At 72.2% G+C, this 19,506-nt stretch carries 16 protein-coding genes; 12 read left to right on the top strand and 4 right to left on the bottom strand.

The features are described from left to right. Nucleotides 1-12 precede the first annotated feature (12 nt). Complete coding sequence (locus DMB38_RS15240; protein WP_125935653.1) at nucleotides 13-1,539, top strand: methyltransferase; 1,527 nt, start codon at nucleotides 13-15, stop codon at nucleotides 1,537-1,539. A gap of 34 nt (nucleotides 1,540-1,573) precedes the next feature. Here the strand turns inward: DMB38_RS15240 and DMB38_RS15235 are convergent, their stop codons facing one another. Together DMB38_RS15235 and DMB38_RS15230 are read right to left on the bottom strand one after the other, a co-directional pair. Next, entirely contained in the window at nucleotides 1,574-2,014 is a 441-nt protein-coding gene (locus DMB38_RS15235) for a DUF2752 domain-containing protein (protein ID WP_346429538.1), read from the bottom strand. 76 nt (nucleotides 2,015-2,090) lie between these two features. Beyond that, entirely contained in the window at nucleotides 2,091-2,564 is a 474-nt protein-coding gene (locus DMB38_RS15230) for a TM2 domain-containing protein (protein ID WP_047016524.1), read from the bottom strand. Between the two features lie 386 nt (nucleotides 2,565-2,950). On the opposite strand from DMB38_RS15230, the gene topA reads away from it, so the two are divergent. Together topA and tmk are read left to right on the top strand one after the other, a co-directional pair. Next, the gene (topA, locus tag DMB38_RS15225) at nucleotides 2,951-5,821 is read left to right on the top strand and encodes a type I DNA topoisomerase (protein WP_125935651.1); all 2,871 of its coding nucleotides are present in this window, start codon (nucleotides 2,951-2,953) and stop codon (nucleotides 5,819-5,821) included. A gap of 113 nt (nucleotides 5,822-5,934) precedes the next feature. Further along, complete coding sequence (tmk, locus tag DMB38_RS15220; RefSeq protein WP_240662255.1) at nucleotides 5,935-8,838, top strand: dTMP kinase; 2,904 nt, start codon at nucleotides 5,935-5,937, stop codon at nucleotides 8,836-8,838. A gap of 375 nt (nucleotides 8,839-9,213) precedes the next feature. Here the strand turns inward: tmk and DMB38_RS15215 are convergent, their stop codons facing one another. Continuing rightward, nucleotides 9,214-9,624, bottom strand: coding sequence for a 2,4'-dihydroxyacetophenone dioxygenase family protein (locus DMB38_RS15215; protein ID WP_240662253.1), 411 nt, complete (start codon nucleotides 9,622-9,624; stop codon nucleotides 9,214-9,216). 329 nt (nucleotides 9,625-9,953) lie between these two features. Here DMB38_RS15215 and DMB38_RS15210 point away from each other — a divergent pair, with 329 nt between their 5' ends. From DMB38_RS15210 to DMB38_RS15170, 9 genes are all read left to right on the top strand, one after another. Beyond that, complete coding sequence (locus tag DMB38_RS15210) at nucleotides 9,954-10,898, top strand: LysR family transcriptional regulator (protein ID WP_125935650.1); 945 nt, start codon at nucleotides 9,954-9,956, stop codon at nucleotides 10,896-10,898. 155 nt (nucleotides 10,899-11,053) lie between these two features. After that, nucleotides 11,054-11,824 (top strand): SDR family oxidoreductase, encoded by a 771-nt coding sequence (locus tag DMB38_RS15205; protein ID WP_125935649.1) that lies wholly within the window; start codon nucleotides 11,054-11,056, stop codon nucleotides 11,822-11,824. 53 nt (nucleotides 11,825-11,877) lie between these two features. Further along, nucleotides 11,878-12,531 (top strand): RraA family protein, encoded by a 654-nt coding sequence (locus tag DMB38_RS15200; RefSeq protein WP_125935648.1) that lies wholly within the window; start codon nucleotides 11,878-11,880, stop codon nucleotides 12,529-12,531. 11 nt (nucleotides 12,532-12,542) lie between these two features. After that, nucleotides 12,543-13,505, top strand: a complete 963-nt coding sequence (locus DMB38_RS15195) for a sugar kinase (RefSeq protein WP_125935647.1) — start codon at nucleotides 12,543-12,545, stop codon at nucleotides 13,503-13,505. A gap of 22 nt (nucleotides 13,506-13,527) precedes the next feature. Continuing rightward, the gene (locus tag DMB38_RS15190; RefSeq protein ID WP_240662251.1) at nucleotides 13,528-14,667 is read left to right on the top strand and encodes an ABC transporter substrate-binding protein; all 1,140 of its coding nucleotides are present in this window, start codon (nucleotides 13,528-13,530) and stop codon (nucleotides 14,665-14,667) included. Further along, nucleotides 14,664-15,563 carry an ABC transporter permease gene (locus DMB38_RS15185; RefSeq protein WP_125935646.1) on the top strand — a complete coding sequence of 300 codons (900 nt, stop codon included), beginning with the start codon at nucleotides 14,664-14,666 and terminating at the stop codon, nucleotides 15,561-15,563. Before DMB38_RS15190 ends, DMB38_RS15185 begins: the two co-directional genes overlap by 4 nt. Continuing rightward, on the top strand, nucleotides 15,563-16,450 hold the full coding sequence (locus DMB38_RS15180; RefSeq protein WP_240662249.1) for an ABC transporter permease: 888 nt from the start codon (nucleotides 15,563-15,565) through the stop codon (nucleotides 16,448-16,450). Before DMB38_RS15185 ends, DMB38_RS15180 begins: the two co-directional genes overlap by 1 nt. After that, nucleotides 16,447-17,289 carry an ABC transporter ATP-binding protein gene (locus tag DMB38_RS15175; protein ID WP_125935645.1) on the top strand — a complete coding sequence of 281 codons (843 nt, stop codon included), beginning with the start codon at nucleotides 16,447-16,449 and terminating at the stop codon, nucleotides 17,287-17,289. The genes DMB38_RS15180 and DMB38_RS15175 overlap by 4 nt, the downstream gene beginning before the upstream one ends. After that, a complete protein-coding gene (locus tag DMB38_RS15170) occupies nucleotides 17,258-17,626 on the top strand; it encodes a hypothetical protein (protein ID WP_125935644.1) in 369 nt (122 codons plus the stop codon). The genes DMB38_RS15175 and DMB38_RS15170 overlap by 32 nt, the downstream gene beginning before the upstream one ends. 135 nt (nucleotides 17,627-17,761) lie before the next feature. On the opposite strand, the gene DMB38_RS15165 is transcribed toward DMB38_RS15170, so the two are convergent. Beyond that, nucleotides 17,762-19,174, bottom strand: a complete 1,413-nt coding sequence (locus tag DMB38_RS15165; protein ID WP_125935643.1) for a mandelate racemase/muconate lactonizing enzyme family protein — start codon at nucleotides 19,172-19,174, stop codon at nucleotides 17,762-17,764. Between the last annotated feature and the right edge of the window lie 332 nt (nucleotides 19,175-19,506).

Raw genomic sequence — 19,506 nt, 5'->3', positions numbered from 1 at the left:
GGCGGCAGCACAATGGTGCCCGTGAGCGCGACCGACGATCTTTCCCTCCCCGGCCCTCCCCTCCCGGACGTCCCCTTCCCCGACAGCGCCGCCGAGCTGCGCGCGGCGCTGCTCGCGGCGGGCTTCACCGCCGACGGCCTGCTGGACCTCCTGGGCGCCCCCGCGTACGCGGCCCTCGCCCGCAGCGAGACCGTCCCCGCCGAGCGGGCGACCCGGTGGCCGCCCGGCCGGACGCCGCCGGCGCTCGCCACCCTGACCCGGCTCTTCCTCCTCCAGCACGCCGTCCCCCGGGAGCACGCCGAGGCGGTACGGGCCGTGGTCGACGTCCGGCCGTACAGCGGCCCCGAGGGGCAGGACTGGTGGATCGTCTCGGATCTGGGCTGCGCGGTGGGGGGTGCGGCCGGGGCCCGGCGGGCCGGAGCGTACGGAACCGGGGCACCCGGTTCGTCCGGCGCGGACCTCGTCCTCGGCGTCGGCGGCGCCTCCACGACGCTCGCCGGGCTCACCGTGCCGCTCGACGGCGGGCGCGTGCTCGACGTCGGCACCGGCTCGGGGATCCAGGCGCTGCACGCCGGCGCCCGCGCCGGCGCCGTCACGGCCACCGACGTCAACCCCCGCGCCCTCGACTGCGCCCGGCTCACGCTCGCCCTCTCCGGCGCACCCGCCGCGGACCTGCGGGCCGGGTCGCTCTTCGAGCCGGTGGCCGGCGAGCGGTACGACCTGATCGTCTCCAACCCGCCGTTCGTCATCTCGCCCGCCGCCCGGCTCAGCTACCGCGACGGCGGCATGGCGGGCGACGAGCTGTGCCGCACGCTGGTCGCCGGGGCCGCGGAACACCTCGCCGAGGGCGGCTACTGCCAGCTCCTCGCCAACTGGCAGCACGTCGAGGACGAGGACTGGCGCGAGCGCGTCGCCGGCTGGGTGCCGCCCGGCTGCGACGCGTGGATCGTGCAGCGGGAGGTGCAGGACGTCACGCAGTACGCGGAGCTGTGGCTGCGCGACGCGGGTGACCACGCCGACCCCGCGGCCTACGCCGCCCGCTACGACGACTGGCTCGACGCCTTCGCCGCCAGCCGCACCCGGGCGGTCGGCTTCGGCTGGATCACCCTGCGCCGTACGGACGCGGCGGACCCCGCGGTCACCGTCGAGGACTGGCCGCACGCCGTCGAACAGCCGCTCGGCGCGGCCGTGGTGGAGCACTTCGCGCGGCAGGACTTCCTGCGCCGTACGGACGACGAGGCGCTGCTCGCGACGGTGTTCCGGCTCGCGGACGACGTGGTGCAGGAGCAGGTGGGCCGGCCGGGTGAGGAGGACCCGGAGCACGTGGTGCTCCGCCGGCAACTGGGGATGCGGCGGGCGACGCGGGTGGACACGGTCTCCGCGGGCTTCGCCGGCGCATGCGACGGGACGCTGCCCGCGGGGGTCATCCTGGACGCCATCGCGCAGGTACTGGCGGCGGACCCGGCGGCGCTGCGGGAGCGCACGCCGGAGATGATCAGGCTGCTGGTGGAACAGGGGTTCCTGGCCCCCGCGGACTGAGTCCCCGCGGGCCCGGCCCGCGCCGGGGGCGGGGTCACGCCACGTTCCGCACCACCGCCCACACCACCGCCACGCCCAGCACCGCCGCCGTGCCGAGCCGCCCGAAGGACGGCCGCCAGCGGCGCCCGCGCAGGCCCTCGTACAGCCAGCGGCCGTAGAGCACCGCCGCGAACGGGAGGCCGAGCAGCAGCATCAGGGCGTTGCTGTGGAAGGCGGAGCCGAGGTCGCCGTGGAGGAGGTCGTACGCCATGCGGGTAGCGCCGCAGGCGGGACAGTCCAGGCCGGTGGCCCAGTTGAACGGGCAGCGGGGCAGCCAGTGCCCCGGCTCGTGGGGATTCGTGCCGTAGAGGTACGCCGCACCCGCGGCCCCCGCCGCCGCCAGTGCGAGCGGCGCGGTGGCCGGCCGGCGCAGCAGGCGCCGAACGCGCGCCGCGCCCCTGCGCCGTACGCCCTCCGCCTGCCGCGGGCGCGCGATACCCGCCGTCTCCGGTCGCGGGGAAACGGGAGGCGGCGGGTCCGGGTGCCCGGTGGGCGCCGGAGGGCCGACGGCGTCAGGAGCGGAGGACGCGGCCCTTGGCATCGGTCTTGTCGTCGCTGACGAGGATCATGATGCCGTCGATGAGGGCCCAGATGCCCACGCCGCCGCAGGTGAGGAGCTGGGCGATGGCCATGCCGGTGTGCCCGGTGTAGAAGCGGCCGATGCCCAGCGTGCCGATGAAGAGCTGCAGCACACCCGCGACGATCTTGGACTTGTCCGAGTACGGGCGACCGTGCGGGTCGTAGCCGTACGGTGCGTTCGGGTCGTAGCCCGCCGCCGCGGCCGGGGCCTGCGGGAGACCGCCCGGCTGACCACCCGGGTAGCCGTATCCCGGCTGCTGGCCGGGCTGCGCGTACGGGTTCTGGTTCGGGTCCTGCTGGCCGTACTGCGGATAGCCGTATCCCGGCTGGGGCTGCTGGCCCGGCTGCCCGGGCTGGCCCGGCTGTCCGGGCTGCTGGCCATAAGGATTCTGATACGGATCGGACACTGGTACGTCCCCCCGGTCGGATGTCTGAAGTGGTGGGCTCCGAACGGGCCTCGCGGCGCGGTCGGACGCCCATACTCCCATCCGTAGTACTGGCTGCTGTCAAGGGGCTGTGCGATACAGGCCACCACGACCGGAATGTGCCCTGTGCGGGAGCTAGGCGGCTTGTCGGGTTACCGTTCGAGTGGCGCCCCGGGTTTTAGCCGCTTGACACGGGGGCGGGTTGTACCGTCACACTCCGCAGCAACGCCCAGCACAGCGACGTACGACCCGCACGGCCGTCCACAAGAGGTCCCACAAGGCCCACCGATAACGACCACCGGCAAGATCGCCGCGAATCCCCCCACCAGATCGCTGCCAGCTTCCGACCGGAGAAGAGAGAGCCGAAGTTGTCCGCCACCAGCAAGACCCGCCGACTCGTCATCGTGGAGTCGCCTGCCAAGGCGAAGACGATCAAGGGCTATCTGGGCCCCGGCTACGAGGTCGAGTCGAGCGTCGGGCACATCCGCGATCTCCCGAACGGAGCCGCCGAGGTGCCGGCGAAATACAAGGGGGAGTCCTGGGCCCGGCTCGGGGTGAACGTCGATCATGACTTCGAGCCGCTGTATGTGGTGAACAGCGATAAAAAGCAACAGGTCAGCAAGTTGAAGAAACTGCTGGCCGAGTCGGACGAGCTGTATCTCGCGACGGATGAGGACCGCGAGGGCGAGGCCATCGCCTGGCACCTGCTGGAGGTGCTGAAGCCCAAGGTCCCGGTGCACCGGATGGTCTTCCACGAGATCACCAAGGACGCGATCCGCCAGGCCGTCGCCAATCCGCGCCAGCTCAACCAGAAACTCGTCGACGCCCAGGAGACCCGCCGCATCCTCGACCGGCTGTACGGGTACGAGGTCTCGCCGGTGCTGTGGAAGAAGGTCATGCCCCGGCTCTCCGCCGGCCGGGTCCAGTCCGTCGCCACCCGCCTCGTCGTCGAGCGGGAGCGCGAGCGCATCGCCTTCCGCTCCGCCGAGTACTGGGACCTGGCCGGCGTCTTCGCCACCGGCCGCGCCGGCGACGCCACCGACCCGCGCAGCTTCGGCGCCAAGCTCTCCGCGGTCGACGGCCGCCGGATCGCCCAGGGCCGCGACTTCGGTCAGGACGGGCAGCTCAAGAGCGGTTCCTCCGCCGACGTGCTGCACCTGAGCGAGGAGAGCGCCCGCGCGCTGGCCGCCGCTCTCCAGGACACGGCGTTCGCCGTACGCAGCGTCGAGGCGAAGCCGTACCGCCGCTCGCCCTCGGCCCCGTTCCGTACGACCACGCTCCAGCAGGAGGCGTCGCGCAAGCTGGGGCTCGGCGCCAAGGCCACCATGCAGGTGGCCCAGCGGCTGTACGAGAACGGCTTCATCACCTATATGCGCACCGACTCCACGACACTGTCGGAGACCGCGGTCGCCGCCGCGCGGGCGCAGGTCACGCAGTTGTACGGGCGCGACTACCTGCCGGACCGGCCGCGGAACTACGCCGGCAAGGTGAAGAACGCGCAGGAGGCGCACGAGGCGATCCGGCCCTCCGGCGACCGCTTCCGCACGCCGGCGGACACGGGGCTGTCCGGCACGGAGTTCCGGCTGTACGAGCTGATCTGGATGCGTACGGTCGCGTCGCAGATGAAGGACGCCACCGGGCAGTCCGTGACGGTGAAGCTGGGCGGCACGGCGGCGGACGGGCGGGACGCCGAGTTCTCCGCGTCCGGCCGGGTCATCACGTTCCACGGCTTCATGAAGGCGTACGTCGAGGGCTCCGACGACCCCTCCGCCGACCTCGACAACCGCGACCGGCCGCTGCCGCAGCTCGCCGAGGGCGACCGGCTGAGCGCCGAGGAGATCACCGCGGACGGGCACGCCACCAAGCCGCCCGCCCGCTACACCGAGGCGACGCTGGTCAAGGAGCTGGAAGAGCGGGAGATCGGCCGCCCGTCCACGTACGCCTCGATCATCGGCACGATCCTGGACCGCGGCTACGTCTTCAAGAAGGGCACGGCCCTGGTGCCGTCGTTCCTCTCCTTCGCCGTCGTCGGGCTGATGGAGAAGCACTTCGGCCGCTACATCGACTACGACTTCACCGCCAAGATGGAGGACGACCTCGACCGCATCGCGCGCGGCGAGGCCGAGGCGGTGCCGTGGCTGCGGCGCTTCTACTTCGGTACGGACGACGTCGCCACCCCCGCCGAGGAGCGGGCCGGCGCCGACACCGCCGATCATCTGGCCGGGCTGAAGGAGCTGGTCACGGACCTGGGCGCGATCGACGCCCGGGAGGTCTCCACGTTCCCGGTGGGCGACGGGATCGTGCTGCGCGTCGGGCGCTACGGGCCGTACGTCGAGCGCGGCGAGCGGGACACCGAGGAGCACCGGCGCGCGGACGTGCCGGACGAACTGCCGCCGGACGAGCTGACCGTGGAGCTGGCCGAGGAACTGCTCGACAAGCCCAGCGGGGCGTACGAGCTGGGCACCGACCCGGAGAGCGGGCGCGAGATCGTCGCCAAGGACGGGCGCTACGGGCCGTACGTGACCGAGGTGCTGCCCGAGGGCACGCCGCAGTCCGGCAAGAACGCGGTGAAGCCGCGGACGGCCTCGCTGTTCCAGTCGATGTCGCTGGACACGGTGACGCTGGCGGACGCGCTGAAGCTGCTGTCGCTGCCGCGGGTCGTGGGCACCGACCCGGAGAGCGGCACGGAGATCACCGCGCAGAACGGGCGGTTCGGCCCGTACCTGAAGAAGGGCACCGACTCGCGTTCGCTGCAGAGCGAGGAGCAGCTCTTCACGGTCACGCTGGAAGAGGCGCTCGCCCTCTACGCCCAGCCCAAGCAGCGCGGGCGGGCCGCGGCGAAGCCGCCGCTGAAGGAGCTGGGCGAGGACCCGGCGAGCGGGAAGCCGGTGGTGGTGAAGGACGGGCGCTTCGGGCCGTACGTGACGGACGGCGAGACGAACGCGACGCTGCGGCGCGGGGACGAGCCGGAGTCGATCACGCCGGAGCGCGGGTTCGAGCTGCTGGCGGAGAAGCGGGCGAAGGGGCCGGCGAAGAAGACCGCCAAGAAGGCGGCGAAGAAGGCGCCCGCGAAGAAGGCGCCGGCCAAGAAGGCGGCGGCGAAGAAGACCGCCGCGAAGAAGACGGCGACGAAGACCGCGGCGAAGAAGGCGACCGGGACGAAGACGGCGGCGGCGAAGAAGGCGACGACGAAGAAGACGGTGTCGGCGAAGGCGGACGTGCGGGACGAGGAGCGGTAGCGCCCGGCGGAGGCGGAGGCCGCGGATTGTCCACAACCGGCCGGTAATCCACAGAACCGGGCAAGTGTTCGTGCGGAGCTCGCCGGTCCGGTCCGTCCCGCTAGGCTGGCCGCATGCGAGCCGACCAGCCGACGACAGCGCCGGACCCCACCGAGAGCCTTGTCGCGGACTCGCGCGAGCGCGCCGTGCGGGCGCTGCTGCGCGTGCCGTCACTGAGGCGGTTGTGGGGCGCCCATCTCACGAGTGCCACCGCGGACGCGCTGGCGATGCTCGTCCTCGTGCTGCTCGCGCTCCAGGCGGGGCTCGCGGCCGATTCGTTCGGCGGCGGCTATCGCGGCGCGGCGGTCACGGTCAGCGTGGTCTTCGCGGTCCGGCTGCTGTCGACGGTCGTCTTCGGCGCCGTGCTGCTCGGCCCCGTCGGGTCGCTGCTGTCCGGGTCGGGGAAGCTGGACCGGCGCTGGACGATGGTCGGCGCGGACGTGGTGCGCGCGGGGCTGCTCATCGTCGCCCCGCTGTGGATCGACTGGACCCAGGACTCGGCGCTCACCTGGATCCTCGTCACCGTCTTCGTCGCCGGCGCGGCGGAGCGGGTGTGGGTCGTCGCCAAGGACAGCGTCGCCCCCGCGCTGCTGCCCGCGCCGCCGCCCGAGGGCGCGGCGATAAGGCCGCTGCCCGACCACGGCGCCGCGCTGCGCCGGCTGTCGCTGCGCACGGGGTACGGGGCGCTGCCGCTCGGTGCCGCCGCGCTGCTGGTGACGGCGTGGATCGGCCGGCTGCTGGGCTCCGGGTTCGACTGGTTCGACGGGCACCCGGGCGCGCTCGGCTCGTATCTCGCCGCCGGGCTCTTCGCGGCGTCGGTCTCGGTGCTCTTCTTCATGGAACTGCCCGACGGCGGGGCGCGGGCGCGCTCCCCGCTGGAGGGGCTGCGCCGCCCGCGCACCGCGGACGGCGGTCCCGAGCGGGGGCGTACGGGCGCGGTGCCGCTGCTCGTCGCCGCCTGCGCGGCGGCGGCCGCCGCGCTCGCCGCGTCGGTGGCGCTCGCCGTCCTGCAGGCGCAGGAGGCGTACGACATCAACGGCACCATCGCGTACGCGCTGCTGGCGCTCGCCGCCACCGCCGGTCCCGTGCTCGGGGTGCGGACGGCGCCGCGGGTGCTGCCGGGGCTGTCGCGGCGCCGGCTGCTGGCGCTGGCCGTCGGCGTCGCCGGGCTCAGCCTGCTGCTCGTGGGCCTGGTGGCCGACGCGGCGACCGGGGTGCTGTGCGCGCTGCTTGCCGGGACGGCCGCGGGCGTCGCCGCCGCCACCGGGCACGTGCTGCTGGAGCAGGAGACCGAGGAGGCCCGCAGGCCCCGGCTCATCGACCACCTGCACGCCGTCTCGCGGGTCGCCGTCGCGCTCGCGCTGATCGGCGCGCCGCTGCTGGCCGCCGCCATCGGCCGGCACCGCCTGGAGGCGGGCGACCTGGTCTTCGCGCACGGCGGCGCGGCGTTCACGTACATGCTGGCAGGGGCGCTGCTGCTGCCGGTGGCGGTGCTGGTGCTGGTGCGCACCGACGACCGGCAGGGGGTGCCGTTCCGCGTCGACCTTCGCGAGGCGCTGCGCGGCGCGGACCCGGAGGAGGGGCTGGCGGAGAGCGGGTTCTTCATCGCCGTCGAGGGCGGTGACGGGGCCGGGAAGTCCACGCAGGTCGAGGCGCTGGCGCAGTGGATCAGGGACAAGGGGCACGAGGTCGTCGTCACCCGCGAGCCGGGTGCCACGTCCATCGGGCAGCGGCTGCGCTCCATCCTGCTGGACGTCTCCACCGCCGGGATCTCGCACCGCGCGGAGGCCCTGCTCTACGCGGCGGACCGCGCGGAGCACGTGGACGGCCTCGTCCGGCCCGCGCTGGAGCGCGGCGCGGTGGTCATCACCGACCGGTACATCGACTCCTCCGTCGCGTACCAGGGCGGCGGGCGCGAGCTGTCGCCGACCGAGGTGGCGCGGATCAACCGCTGGGCCACCGGCGGGCTCGTGCCGCATCTGACGGTGCTGCTGGACATCGCGCCGGAGACGGCACGGGAGCGGTTCACCGAGGCGCCGGACCGGCTGGAGTCGGAGCCGCCGGAGTTCCACGAGCGGGTGCGCGCGGGGTTCCTGGCGCTGGCCGCCGCGGACCCGGGGCGCTATCTGGTCGTCGACGCCGGCCAGGACCCGGGGGTCGTCACCACCGCCGTACGGCACCGCCTGGACCAGATCCTGCCGCTGTCGGAGCAGGAGGTGCGCGCCCGGGAGGAGGCCCGCCGCAAGGCCGAGGAGGAGCGCAGGCGCCGAGAGGCCGAGGAGGCCGCGCGCCGCGCCGAGGAAGAGCGGCTGGAACGGGAGCGGCAGGAGCAGTTGGAGCGGCTGCGCCGGGAGGAAGAGGAGCGCAAGCGGCGCGAGATCGAGGAGGCCAAGCGGCTGGAGGCCGAGCGCGAGGCCGAGTTGGCCCGGCAGCGCGCCGAGGAGGCCCGCCGCCAGGCGGAGGAGGAGCGCAGGCGCCGGGAGGCCGAGGAGGCCGCGCGCAAGGCCGAGGAAGAGCGGATCCGGCGGCAGGCCGAGGAGGAGGCGCGGCTGCGCCGCGAGGCGGAGGAGCGCCGCAAGGAGAAGCAGCGCAAGGCGGAGGAGGCGCTGCTCCGCGCGGAGCAGGAGCGGCTGGCGGCGGAGGCCGCGGCTTCGGCCGCGGGGGGCGCCTCGGCGAACGACACCACGCAGCCGCTGCCGGTGACCGGTGACCCGGACGTGCAGGAGACGTCCCGGCTGCCGCGGACGCGCACGGACGACGCCCGCGACGCGGAGGAGACCCGCGTCCTGCCGCAGGTGCCGGACCCGGACGCGGAGGAGACGCTCCAGGTGCCCCAGGTCCCGGAGCCGGAGGAGCAGGACCGCCGCCGGCCCCGTCCGGACTGGGCGGAGGAGACCCCGCTGGACGACCTCCCCACCCTGGCGGACGAACTCCTGGGCCCGCGCGCCGAAGAAGACCGCGAGGACCGCCGCCGCTGAACCCCTGCGGGGGCGCCGCCGTGGGGCCGTGCCGCCGCGGGGCCGCTGCCGCGTAGAGCCGGGCCGATCGCGGCGCCGGCGTATGACGATCCCCGGGTACGCAGGTGCGGGCTGCGGTCGGCGTGTGCGCGTGGGGCGGGTCGCCGGTAGGGAACCTCGCGGGGCGGGCGGCGCAGGGGTACGCGGACGCGGCCGTGTGTGCCGGCTACGGGGTGCTCGTCTCCGCGGCGTACGTGCCGCTACGGCCGTGTCCGCGTCCGCCGCGCATGCTGCTCGACGGTGCTCGCGCCGGCGACGTACGCGGCACCCGCGGCCGCGGCGTACCCGCGCCCGCCGCCTGCCCGCCCGAGCTCGTCCCGCGTTGCCCGCAGGGCGTCAGCGGATGAACTGGTCCACGTAGTCCGCGCCCAGGCCGTTGGCCGCGTAGTGGGCGCGCGCCATGTCGATCTTGGTGAACACGTCCTCGTAGCCCGTGTTCCGGTTCTCCTCGTCCAGGTAGATCATCGCGCCGCTGATGTTGAAGAACGTGATCATCTCCGCGCAGTCCTCCGGCACCGCCAGCGTGTGGATCTCGCCCGGCGGCTCGTAGACGAAGTGGCCCTGCTCGGCCACCCACGGGTGCTCGTAGTAGTGCCACTTGCCCTTGATCACGTACCCGAAGACCGCGCCCGGGTGCCGGTGCCGGGAGACGATGCCGGCGGCGGTGACCTTCAACAGGTTGCACCACTGGCCCGTCACCGTATTGAAGAGCAGCGGCCGGAACCACACATTGGGCGCCTGCGGCACCCATACGCGCTCGTCCTCGGGACGGCGGCGACGGCGAGTTCGGGCGGCAGGGACGTGGTCGCCGCGATGACGGCGGGGGCTACTTCATTGGCCATCCCCCACGAAGCCAGTTGTCCGAATGCTGGTCAAGGGCCGACTTTCGAATGGCGGCATTCGCCGGGCGGATATGGCTGTCACGAGCATTACGCCGTGCACGACTGTTGCCCCCCGCAACTACGCAACTTAGCCTGAGGGACGGCTGTTGATCACTGGTGCCGTTGTGCTGATCGGGCTGGGTCGGGCTGGTTTGGGCGGGAAGACGCGCTGCTTCGGTGCGGAGTGAGGGCAAGATGTTGAACCCGGATGTCAGGCTGGAATGGTTCGTCTCCTTCCTCGCGGTCATCGAAACGGGGAGCTTCGTCGCCGCGGCCGAGTCCACCAAGCGGTCGCAGCCCCGCGTCAGCATGCACGTCGCCGCGCTGGAGCGCGAGATCGGCCTGCCCCTCTTCGACCGCCGCAAGCGCCCGGTGGAGCTCACCGAGGCCGGCGTCGTCCTCGCCGACCACGCCCACGAGATACTGCGCGCGCTGGAGTCCGCGGAGGCCGCGATGGCCCCGTGGCGCAGCGGCGCCCGCGGCGTGGTGACGCTCGGTTCGTACCCGAGCGCGAGCGCCGCGTTCGTGCCCGCCCTCCTGCAGGGGCTGGCGCGGACGAGCCCCGAGGTGCGGGTGGTGCTGGTGGAGCGGTCGACGCTGGAGCTGGACGACGCCCTCACCTCCGGCGCCGTCGACGTGTACCTGCGCCCGATGTCGCCCCCGCCGTCCTCCGCCTCGGTGCGCAGCCGGCTGCTGTGGGGCGAGTCGCTGGTCGCCATCCACCCCAGCGAGCACCCGCTGTCCGAGGTGCCGGACCCGCTCTCCGTCGACGCCGTCGCCGAGCACCCGATCGTCTCGATCGGCCGTCTCGACGCCCCGGAGACGCCCGACTTCGAGACGTACCGGACCTTCCGCGACAACGGTCACGAGATCGAGCCCGTGCAGGCCACCAACCAGCCGCAGACGCTGGTCTCGATGGTCCGCCAGGGCATCGGCGTCGGCGTGACCAACTCGCTGGCCGCCCAGGTCGCCGAGGTCGACGGCGTCCGCGTACGGCGGCTGAAGGGCGCCCCGGAGCGGCGCGTGGCGGTCTGCTGGGACTCCTCGCGCCCGCTCACGCCCTCGGCCCGTACGCTGCTGCGCGCCATCGTCCGGGCCCGGATCCCGGCCGGCACCCACGCGGTGCCCGCCGCGGCGTGACCGGGCGTGCGTACGTATCCGACCGGTGCGGTCCGGCACATCAGCTTTGCGAATACTGTCATTCGCAATTCAGTCTTAACGCCCTGGCAGTCCGCTTCTAATGTTTCCGTAGCCGGAACCATGCACGGCTGGGACCGAATGAAGGGAGAGGGGCGTTGACGGAGGAGTCTGATTCCCAGACCGGGGATCTGCACGGCCGTCGTGCGCTCATTACGGGAGCGGGCAGCGGAATCGGGCGTGCAGTCGCGCTCGGACTCGCGGCCGTCGGCGCCGACTTGGTATTGCTGTCGGAGCGCGACAATCTCGACCCGGTGGCCAAAGAGGCCGCTGAATGGGGAGTTTCCGTCACTCGCGTGCACGTCGACCTCACCGATGCCCTGGCCCGCAGAGGTGAGATCAGTCAACTCGTCGAGAGATTCGACCTGGACATTCTGGTCAACAATTCGGGACTCATTCGCAGAGCCCCGGCCGCGGAATTCGGGGACGCCGACTGGTACGACGTCGTGGAGTTGAACCTGCACGCCGCATTCGAGCTCACCCGGGCCATCGGCGCGGGCATGCTGGAGCGCGGTTACGGCAAGATCATCAACATCGCGTCGGTGCTCAGCTTCCAGGGCGGGATGTACGTCCCGTCGTATACGTCGAGCAAGCACGCCCTCGTCGGGCTCACCCGCGCGCTGGCCAACGAGTGGGCAGGACGCGGGGTCAACGTCAACGCCGTGGCCCCCGGCTACATCGACACCGCCGTGACCTCGGAGCTGCGCGCCGACGGCGTCCGCAGCAGCGAGATCCTCGCCCGCATCCCCGCGGGACGGTGGGGCCGCCCCGCCGACATCGCCGGACCCGTGGTCTTCCTCGCCTCGCCCGCCGCCGACTACGTCCACGGCCACGTCCTGGCCGTCGACGGCGGCTGGCTGTCGCGCTGAGCCCCCACCCGCCGCGATCAAGCACGCACGTACGAGATCGGAGCCAACACGAGATGACGACGACCATCCCGCCGGAGACCATCGCGGCCTTCCACGGCATAGCCACCGCGTCGGTGGCCGACGCCGTGGAGCAGAAGGGCGTACGGGGCTACCTCACCGGAAGCATCAAAGCGGTGCTGCCGGGCAAGTTGGTGGGCCCCGCGGTGACGGTGCAGGAGGTGCCCTCCCACGTGTCGGAGCCCCCCACGCACGCGCTGCGTGCCATCGACGAGTCGGCGCCGGGCAGCGTCATCTGCATCGCCGCGGGCGGCGCCGACGTCGCGGTGTGGGGCGGCCTGATGGCCGCGGGCGCCGTCACCAACCAGATCGCGGGCGCCGTGCTCGACGCCGGGGTACGGGACGTGGAGGAGATCCGCCGCGACTACCCCGAACTCCCCATCTACGCCCGCGGCGCCGTCCCGGCCACCACCGTCGGCCGCTACCGGACCGTCTCGCTCAACGAGCCCGTCGAGGTCGGCGGCGTGTCCGTACGCCCCGGCGACATGATCGTCGCCGACAGCGACGGCGTCGTGTGCGTGCCGGTCGAACTGGTCGCCGAGGTGCTGGCGCTGGCCACGGACATCGAGGAGCGCGAGCGCGAGCAGACCCGGCTCATCCGCGAGTCCGGCTCGCTGCGCGGCGGCCTCGAGAAGTACCAGCGGATCTGACGGCGGCGGACATGGACAACGACATCCTCGCGATCGGCGAGCCCCTGCTGGAGTTCAACGCCCGCGCCGAGGGCCGTGAGCCCGTCGGACTGGGCGGGCCGGACGACGAATACTCCGTCGGCTACGGCGGCGACTCGTCGAACTTCGCGGTGGCCGCGCAGCGCTCCGGTGCGCGCACCGGCTACGTCACCCGCATCGGCGACGACGACTTCGGCGACGCCCTGCTGCGGCTCTGGCAGCGCGAGGGTGTCGGCACCGAGCACGTCGTCCGGGAGGCGGGCGGGCGTACCGGGATCTACTTCATCTCCCGTACGCCCGCGGCCAGCAGGTTCACCTACTACCGCGCGGACTCGCCGGCCAGCCGGCTCACCCCGGCCGACGTGCCGGCCGAGGCGATCGCGCGGGCACGCATGCTGCACGTCACCGGGATCACCCAGGCCATCAGCCCGTCCGCCTGCGACGCGGCCTTCCACGCCATGGAACTGGCCCGCGGCAGCGGCACGCTGATCGGCTACGACCCCAACTACCGCCCCGCGCTCTGGCCCGTCGAACGGGCCCGCGCGGTGGTCATGCGCAGCGTCGAGCTGTGCGATGTGGCACTGCCGAACCTGGAGGAGGGCAGGCTGCTCACCGGCCTGCACGAGCCCGAGGAGGTCCTCGGCGCCTTCGTGCGCCGCGGCCCCGGCATCGTCGTGCTCAAGATGGGCGACCAGGGCGCCCTGCTGGCCCACGAGGGCACCGTGACCCGCATTCCGCCCCACCCGGTGCGGGCCGTCGACCCCTCGGGGGCCGGCGACACCTTCGACGGCGCGTTCGCGGCCCGGCTCCTGGAGGGCGCCGTACCGCTGGAGGCGGCCCGCTACGCGGCCGTCGCCGCCGCGCTCACCACCACCGGACCGGGAGCGGTCCTGCCGATTCCGCACCGGGCCGCGGTGGACGCGCTGCTCCCCGGCGCTCCCACACCAGCCCCGTAGCCGTACGGATCAGGAGAGACTCATGTTTCGCGCAACACGTCACATAGCAGTGGCGGCGGCTTGTTCGGGAGCCCTGCTGCTGGCCGCCTGCGGCAGCGACTCGACCGTGGACGACGACGTCGACGGTGGCGCGGGCGGCACCGAGCCGACCAAGCTGTCCGCCGGGTACGTCTCCGCCATCGACCAGATCGGCCTGCCGGCCGGCGTCGAGGCGGGCTACTTCGACGAGCAGAACCTCAACGTGAAGCTGAAGGAGCCCTACCCGACCGGCGTCGACGCGCTCAACGCGCTGCAGGCCGGCGAGGTCGACGTGGTCCAGGTCGGCACCCCGGCCATCGCCGCCGCCCAGCAGGGCATCGACCTGGTGCTCGTCGGCAACTACACCGGATCGTCCTCGCAGCTCAGCATCGACGAGACGATGGCCGTGGTGGCCGGCGGCGACTCCGGCATCGACGGCAAGGACCTCTCGACGCTGCGCGGCAAGCGCATCGGCGTCTCCGAGGGCTCCATCAACCACCTCTATCTGCTCGGCCTGCTGGACGACGCGGGGCTGAAGGCCGGCGACATCGAGATCGTCAACACCGAGCCGCCGGACATGGCGGTCGCGCTGGAGACCGGCGGCATCGACGCGGGCATCGTCTGGGACCCGTGGCCGATCACGATGACCGGGCAGGTCGACGGCGCGAAGGAAGTGCTGCGCGGCGGCGGCTACATCCCGTTCATCGGCTACCTGGTCACCACGCGCGACTACGCCGAGAAGAACCCCGCGGTCATCGAGCAGTTCCTCACCGCCCGCGCGCAGACCGACCAGTGGATGCGCGAGAACCCCGACGACGCCGCCGACTCGGCGACACGCTGGCTGCCGGGCACCGAGAAGGCCGTCGCGCAGGAGGCGATGAAGCACAACGTCAAGCAGCTCGACGGCCGCTTCTCCGCCTGCAACTACCTCGCGCTCGACACGCTCGCGGGGCTGCTGGCCGAGCAGGGCAACGTCGAGAAGGGCTTCGACGTCAACAAGTACTTCCAGCCCGAGCCGATCCTCAAGGTCATGAAGGACAACCCCGACCTCTTCGCCGACCTGCCGCCCGTCCCGGACGCGGCGGCGATCGAGGGCGGGTACACCTTCGACCGCGACACGGCCGCCGAGGCCTGCCCGTCGTGACCACGCCCCGTACCGAGAAACAGGCCACGGCCGCGGCCGCCCCCGGCGCGGGGCGGCCGCGGCCGGGCGGCCGGCCGCCGGGGCAGCAGCGCAAGCGCAAGCAGGGCGGGTCCAACACCCCGGCCGCGCGCGCGATCTCCGCGCTCTGGTTCCTCACCCCGCTCGCGCTGCTCGTCGTGGTGTGGCTCGTGGCCGTCGCGGTCACCGATCCGCCGCTGCGGGTCTTCCCCCAGGTCGGCGACGTGCTCTCGGCGCTGGGCGACATGTGGTCCAGCGGCGAGCTCTTCGACCACCTCGGCGCGAGCCTGCGGCGCATGGGCATCGGGGCCGCGATCGCCATCCTCACCGCCCTGCCCTTCGGCATCGCGCTGGGCTCCAGCGCCGCGCTGTCGGCGTTCTTCTCCCCGCTGCTGCGGTTCTCCGTGGCGCTCGCGGGCATCGCCTGGATCCCCGTCGCCACGCTCTGGTTCGGCTACGGCGACAAGGCAGTGATCTTCATCGTGTGGAACGCGATGTTCTTCGCGATCACGTACAACGCGATGCTCGGCGTCCGGCAGATCCCGACCCAGCTGCTGCGCGCCGCGCGCAGCATGGGCACCGGCCGGCTGCGGATGTTCTGGGAAGTGCTGCTGCCCGGCGCGCTGCCGAGCGTGGTCACCGGCCTGCGGGTCGGCCTCGGCTACGGCTGGCGCGGGCTGGTCGCCGCCGAGATCATCGCGAGCAACGCGGGCCTCGGCTACGCCCTGTTCCAGGCGCAGAAGTACTTCCAGACCGACGTGATCATCGCCTCGATGGTCATCATCGGCGTGCTCTGGCTGCTGATGGACCGGCTGATGCTGGCCCCGCTGGAGAAGCGCACGGTGGAGCGCTGGGGCATGACCCAAGGGAGGGGCTGATGGCGTCGGACACGGCTAAGCCCGTACGGCGCGCGCCCGCCGGGCGTACGCCGCGCAAGAGCGGCGCGAGCCCGGGGGTGGTACGCGCCCGGAAGATCTGGCTCTGGCTCACCCGCCGCGCCGCGTTCCGCACCCTCGGCCCGTTCGTGCCGGTCATCGCGCTGTGGTGGCTGGTCGCGGAGATGGGCGTCTTCGACGAGGCGTTCTTCGTCGGCCCGCCGCGGGTGGTGGAGGAGTTCGCCGACCTGATGGAGAAGGGCATCCTGCCCGGCTACCTGACGGACTCGCTGACCAGGCTGGCGTACGGCGTCGGCTTCGGCCTGGCCATCGGGCTGCCGATGGGCTTCGTGGTGGCGATGTTCGCCAAGGTCCGCCGGTTCTTCTGGCCGATCCTCCTCTTCTTCCAGGCGGTCGCCGACATCGCCTGGCTGCCGATCGTGATCGTCTGGTTCGGCTTCAGCCTCACCGCGGTCACCTTCGTGATCGTCTACACGATCGTCTTCCCGCTGATGCTGAGCGTCGTCGCGGGTGTGGAGCAGGTGCCGCGCGAACTGCTGCGCGCGGCGCGCAGCCTCGGCGCGAGCAGGACGCGGGTCTTCTTCGAGGTCATCCTCCCGGGCGCGCTGCCGTCCGTGGCGGGCGGCGTCCGCACCGGGCTCGGCTACGGCTGGCGCGCCCTGGTCGCCGCCGAGATCATCGTCGGCACCAGCGGGGTCGGCTTCATGATGTTCGACGCCCGCCGGGTGGGCGACATCAGCCAGGTGTTCCTGGGCATGGCAGTTCTGGGAATCCTGTGGTACGCGCTCGACGCCATGGTCCTGGCGCCGTTCGAGCGAGCCACCGTCGAACGGTGGGGCATGGTACGGAGTTTGGAGGCCGACGGATGACGGCGCTGGAGATCACTGGACTGCAGAAGAACTACGTCGACTCGTACAGCGGCGAGGAGGTCACCGCCATCGGCGACGTCTCGTTCAGCGTGGACGAGGGCGAGTTCGTCTCCGTGCTCGGCCCGAGCGGCTGCGGGAAGACGACCGTGCTGAACATCGTCGCCGGCTTCGTGAACCTCACGGAGGGCTCGGTCGTCGTCGACGGCCAGGAGGTCGGCGGCCCGGGGCCCGACCGCGGCGTGGTGTTCCAGAGCCACGCGCTCTTCCCCTGGAAGACGGTGCTGGGCAACGTGGTCTTCGGGCTGCGGATGAAGGGCGTGCCGCGCGCCGAACGGGACGCCAGGGGGAAGGAGTTCCTGGAGCTGGTCGGGCTCGGCGGCTTCGAGCACAAGTACCCGCACGAGCTGTCCGGCGGCATGCAGCAGCGCCTGGGCGTGGCCCGCGTGCTGGCCAACGAGCCGGCCGTGATGCTGATGGACGAGCCGTTCGCCAGCATCGACGCCCAGACGCGGCGCAAGCTGCAGGAGGACCTGACCCGCATCTTCGAGAAGCGGCACCCGACGGTCTTCTTCGTCACGCACGACGTGGACGAGGCGGTGTTCCTCTCCGACCGGATCGTGGTGCTGTCCAAGCGGCCGAGCCGGGTGCGGGAGATCGTCACCGTCGACCTGCCGCGGCCGCGGGAGTGGCGGACGGCGCTGGAGATGCCGGAGTTCCGGGAGATCGCGAACCGGGTCAACGAGCTGCTCGTCGACGACGAGGGCGCGGCGGCCGGCGGCGCGACGGACGACACGGGAGGTGCGACCGATGCCGACGGAACGGCAGTCGCTGGCGTTTAGGGCGATCCGCAGCCCCACGATCCGCCGGCTGCTCATCCTGGTGCTGCTCATCGTCGCGTACCAGGTCTGGCTCACCGTCCAGGCGGGCGGCAAGGTCGACCCGGCGGTCGGCGACGAGCGCGACATGCGCGGCCGCTTCTCCGCCGACGTCGAGCTGGGCTTCCCGCCGGAGAGGTACCACATCCTGCGGATGCAGAAGCACGGCCGGATCGCCGGTACGGACGGCAACGTCGTGCATCTGCGCGGCGTGGCGCCCGCGGGCGTGGACGCGCTGGCGCGGGAGTACTGGATCAAGCGCATCGTGCCGCCGGAGGACGAGACCCCGGCGGCGCGGTGAGCGCGCGCCCCGCGCGCTGAAGCCGGGAGCCCGTACGCACCACCCTGGTCGGGTGCGTACGGGCTCCTTGCCGTCCGGGCCCTTGCCGTCCGGCGCCTTTCCGGCCGGCTCCTTGCCGTGCGGGCCGGTCCCGGCTCAGCTCCAGGTGCGGTCCCAGGCCGGGTTGTCGTTCCACTCCTTCGTCGGCGCGAAGAGCTTCTCGCCCTCGGCCAGGTGCTTGGCCATCTCCTTCTCGTCCAGCTCCACGCCCAGGCCCGGGGCGTCGGTCACGTGGTAGAAGCCGTCCTTGAGCAGCGGCTCGCCGCCCGCGATGAGGTCGTTCCAGAACTTCACGTCGCTGGCGTGGTACTCCAGGCAGACGAAGTTCTCGGTGGCGGCGGCGATGTGCGCGCTGGCCATCGCGCCGATGGGCGAGCCCGCGTAGTGCAGCGGCATCGCCATGCCGTGCTCGCGCGCGTAGTCGCCGATGCGCTTGGTCTCCAGGATGCCGCCGGCGGTCGCCGGGTCGGGCTGGACCAGGTCGACGGCGCCCTCGTCGACGAGGGTGCGGAACGACTCCAGGCCGTACATGTCCTCACCGGTCATGGTCGGGACGTTGACGGCCTTCGTGATCTCCTTCCAGTCGTCGGTGCGGAACCACGGCACCAGGTCCTCCAGCCAGGCGAGGTTGTAGCGCTCGAAGCGGTTCGCCAGCCGGATCGCGGTGTTGACGTCGAAGTGGCCGAAGTGGTCCATGCCCATGGGGATGTCGTAGCCGACGGCGTCCCGCACCGCCTCCACGTACTCCGCCATGGCGTCCAGGCCCTTGTCGGTGATCTGCACCATGGTGAGGCCGTGCTCGGTCATGCCGTAGCCGCCGGGCGTGCCGTCGTACTGCTGGAGGTTGCCGTCGTAGAGGCTCTTGCCGACGACCGCGCCCGGCAGGTCCTGCACGATTTCCAGGCCGAGGTCCATCTTGAGGAAGGTGAAGCCCATCTCGACGCGCTCTTTCATGCGCTGCGCGTAGACCTTCGGGTCCTCGGACTCGGTGGTGTCGGTGTAGAGGCGTATCTTTCTGCGGTACGCGCCGCCGAGCATCTGGAAGACCGGCACGCCGTACGCCTTGCCCGCCAGATCCCACAGCGCCATCTCGACACCCGAGACGCCGCCGCCGCGGCGGCCGTGGTTGCCGAACTGCTTGAGGCGTGTGAAGAGCATCTCGACGTTGCACGGATTCTCGCCGAGAAGCCGGCTCTTCAGCTCCAGCGCGTAGCGCTTGTCGGCGTCGTCGCGCACCTCGCCCCAGCCGGAGATGCCCTGGTTGGTCTCGATGCGGACGATCGGGCTGGTGAAGGGCACGCCCTCCAGCACCGCCACCCGCAGGTCCGTGATCTTCAACTTGCTCGGCTTCGACGCCCTGCTGACTTTCTGGGTGAGGAACTCGACCTGTTCTTCCGCCGGTCGGAATGCGAGTGCGCCGAGCCCGAGGCCGCCCGCGGCGGCGGCTGCGCCGAGTCCCAGTACGGTGCGCCTGGAACGCGTGCCGGTGCCGTTCTCGGATTCCTGCATGTGGGGGTCCTCCGTAAGGATTCCGGGAATTCTGCGGCTCACCATAGGTGCGGGTCCCGGGATATGGGAGCGATCCCGCAGCGTTAGTTTCCGTATGCATTCATCAGGAAAGCGAATGCGTGCAGGGAAGCCCGCTCGATTCGGTTCGCGAATGGCGCCATCCGCAACTCGCCCTTAACGGCGATGGATCCGGTACGTACGCTGCGCGCATCCCCCTGTGCGGCCGCGTACCCTGTACGGCGCACTAGCTGTACGCACCACGTACTACGCACCCCGCACGACGCACTACCGCAGCATCAGGCAGCCGGCAGAGCACAGAAAGCGAAGGTGAC

The organism is Streptomyces sp. WAC 06738 (genome assembly GCF_003945505.1).
Lineage (GTDB): Bacteria > Actinomycetota > Actinomycetes > Streptomycetales > Streptomycetaceae > Streptomyces.
This window is presented reverse-complemented; position numbering and strand designations above follow the sequence as displayed.

Coding starts and splice junctions, on each gene's coding strand:
- DMB38_RS15240 (WP_125935653.1), top strand. CDS start 13: ATGGTGCCCGTGAGCGCGACCGACGATCTTTCCCTCCCCGGCCCTCCC.
- tmk (WP_240662255.1), top strand. CDS start 5,935: ATGCGAGCCGACCAGCCGACGACAGCGCCGGACCCCACCGAGAGCCTT.
- DMB38_RS15210 (WP_125935650.1), top strand. CDS start 9,954: ATGTTGAACCCGGATGTCAGGCTGGAATGGTTCGTCTCCTTCCTCGCG.
- DMB38_RS15200 (WP_125935648.1), top strand. CDS start 11,878: ATGACGACGACCATCCCGCCGGAGACCATCGCGGCCTTCCACGGCATA.
- DMB38_RS15195 (WP_125935647.1), top strand. CDS start 12,543: ATGGACAACGACATCCTCGCGATCGGCGAGCCCCTGCTGGAGTTCAAC.
- DMB38_RS15190 (WP_240662251.1), top strand. CDS start 13,528: ATGTTTCGCGCAACACGTCACATAGCAGTGGCGGCGGCTTGTTCGGGA.
- DMB38_RS15180 (WP_240662249.1), top strand. CDS start 15,563: ATGGCGTCGGACACGGCTAAGCCCGTACGGCGCGCGCCCGCCGGGCGT.
- DMB38_RS15175 (WP_125935645.1), top strand. CDS start 16,447: ATGACGGCGCTGGAGATCACTGGACTGCAGAAGAACTACGTCGACTCG.
- DMB38_RS15170 (WP_125935644.1), top strand. CDS start 17,258: ATGCCGACGGAACGGCAGTCGCTGGCGTTTAGGGCGATCCGCAGCCCC.
- DMB38_RS15165 (WP_125935643.1), bottom strand. CDS start 19,174: ATGCAGGAATCCGAGAACGGCACCGGCACGCGTTCCAGGCGCACCGTA.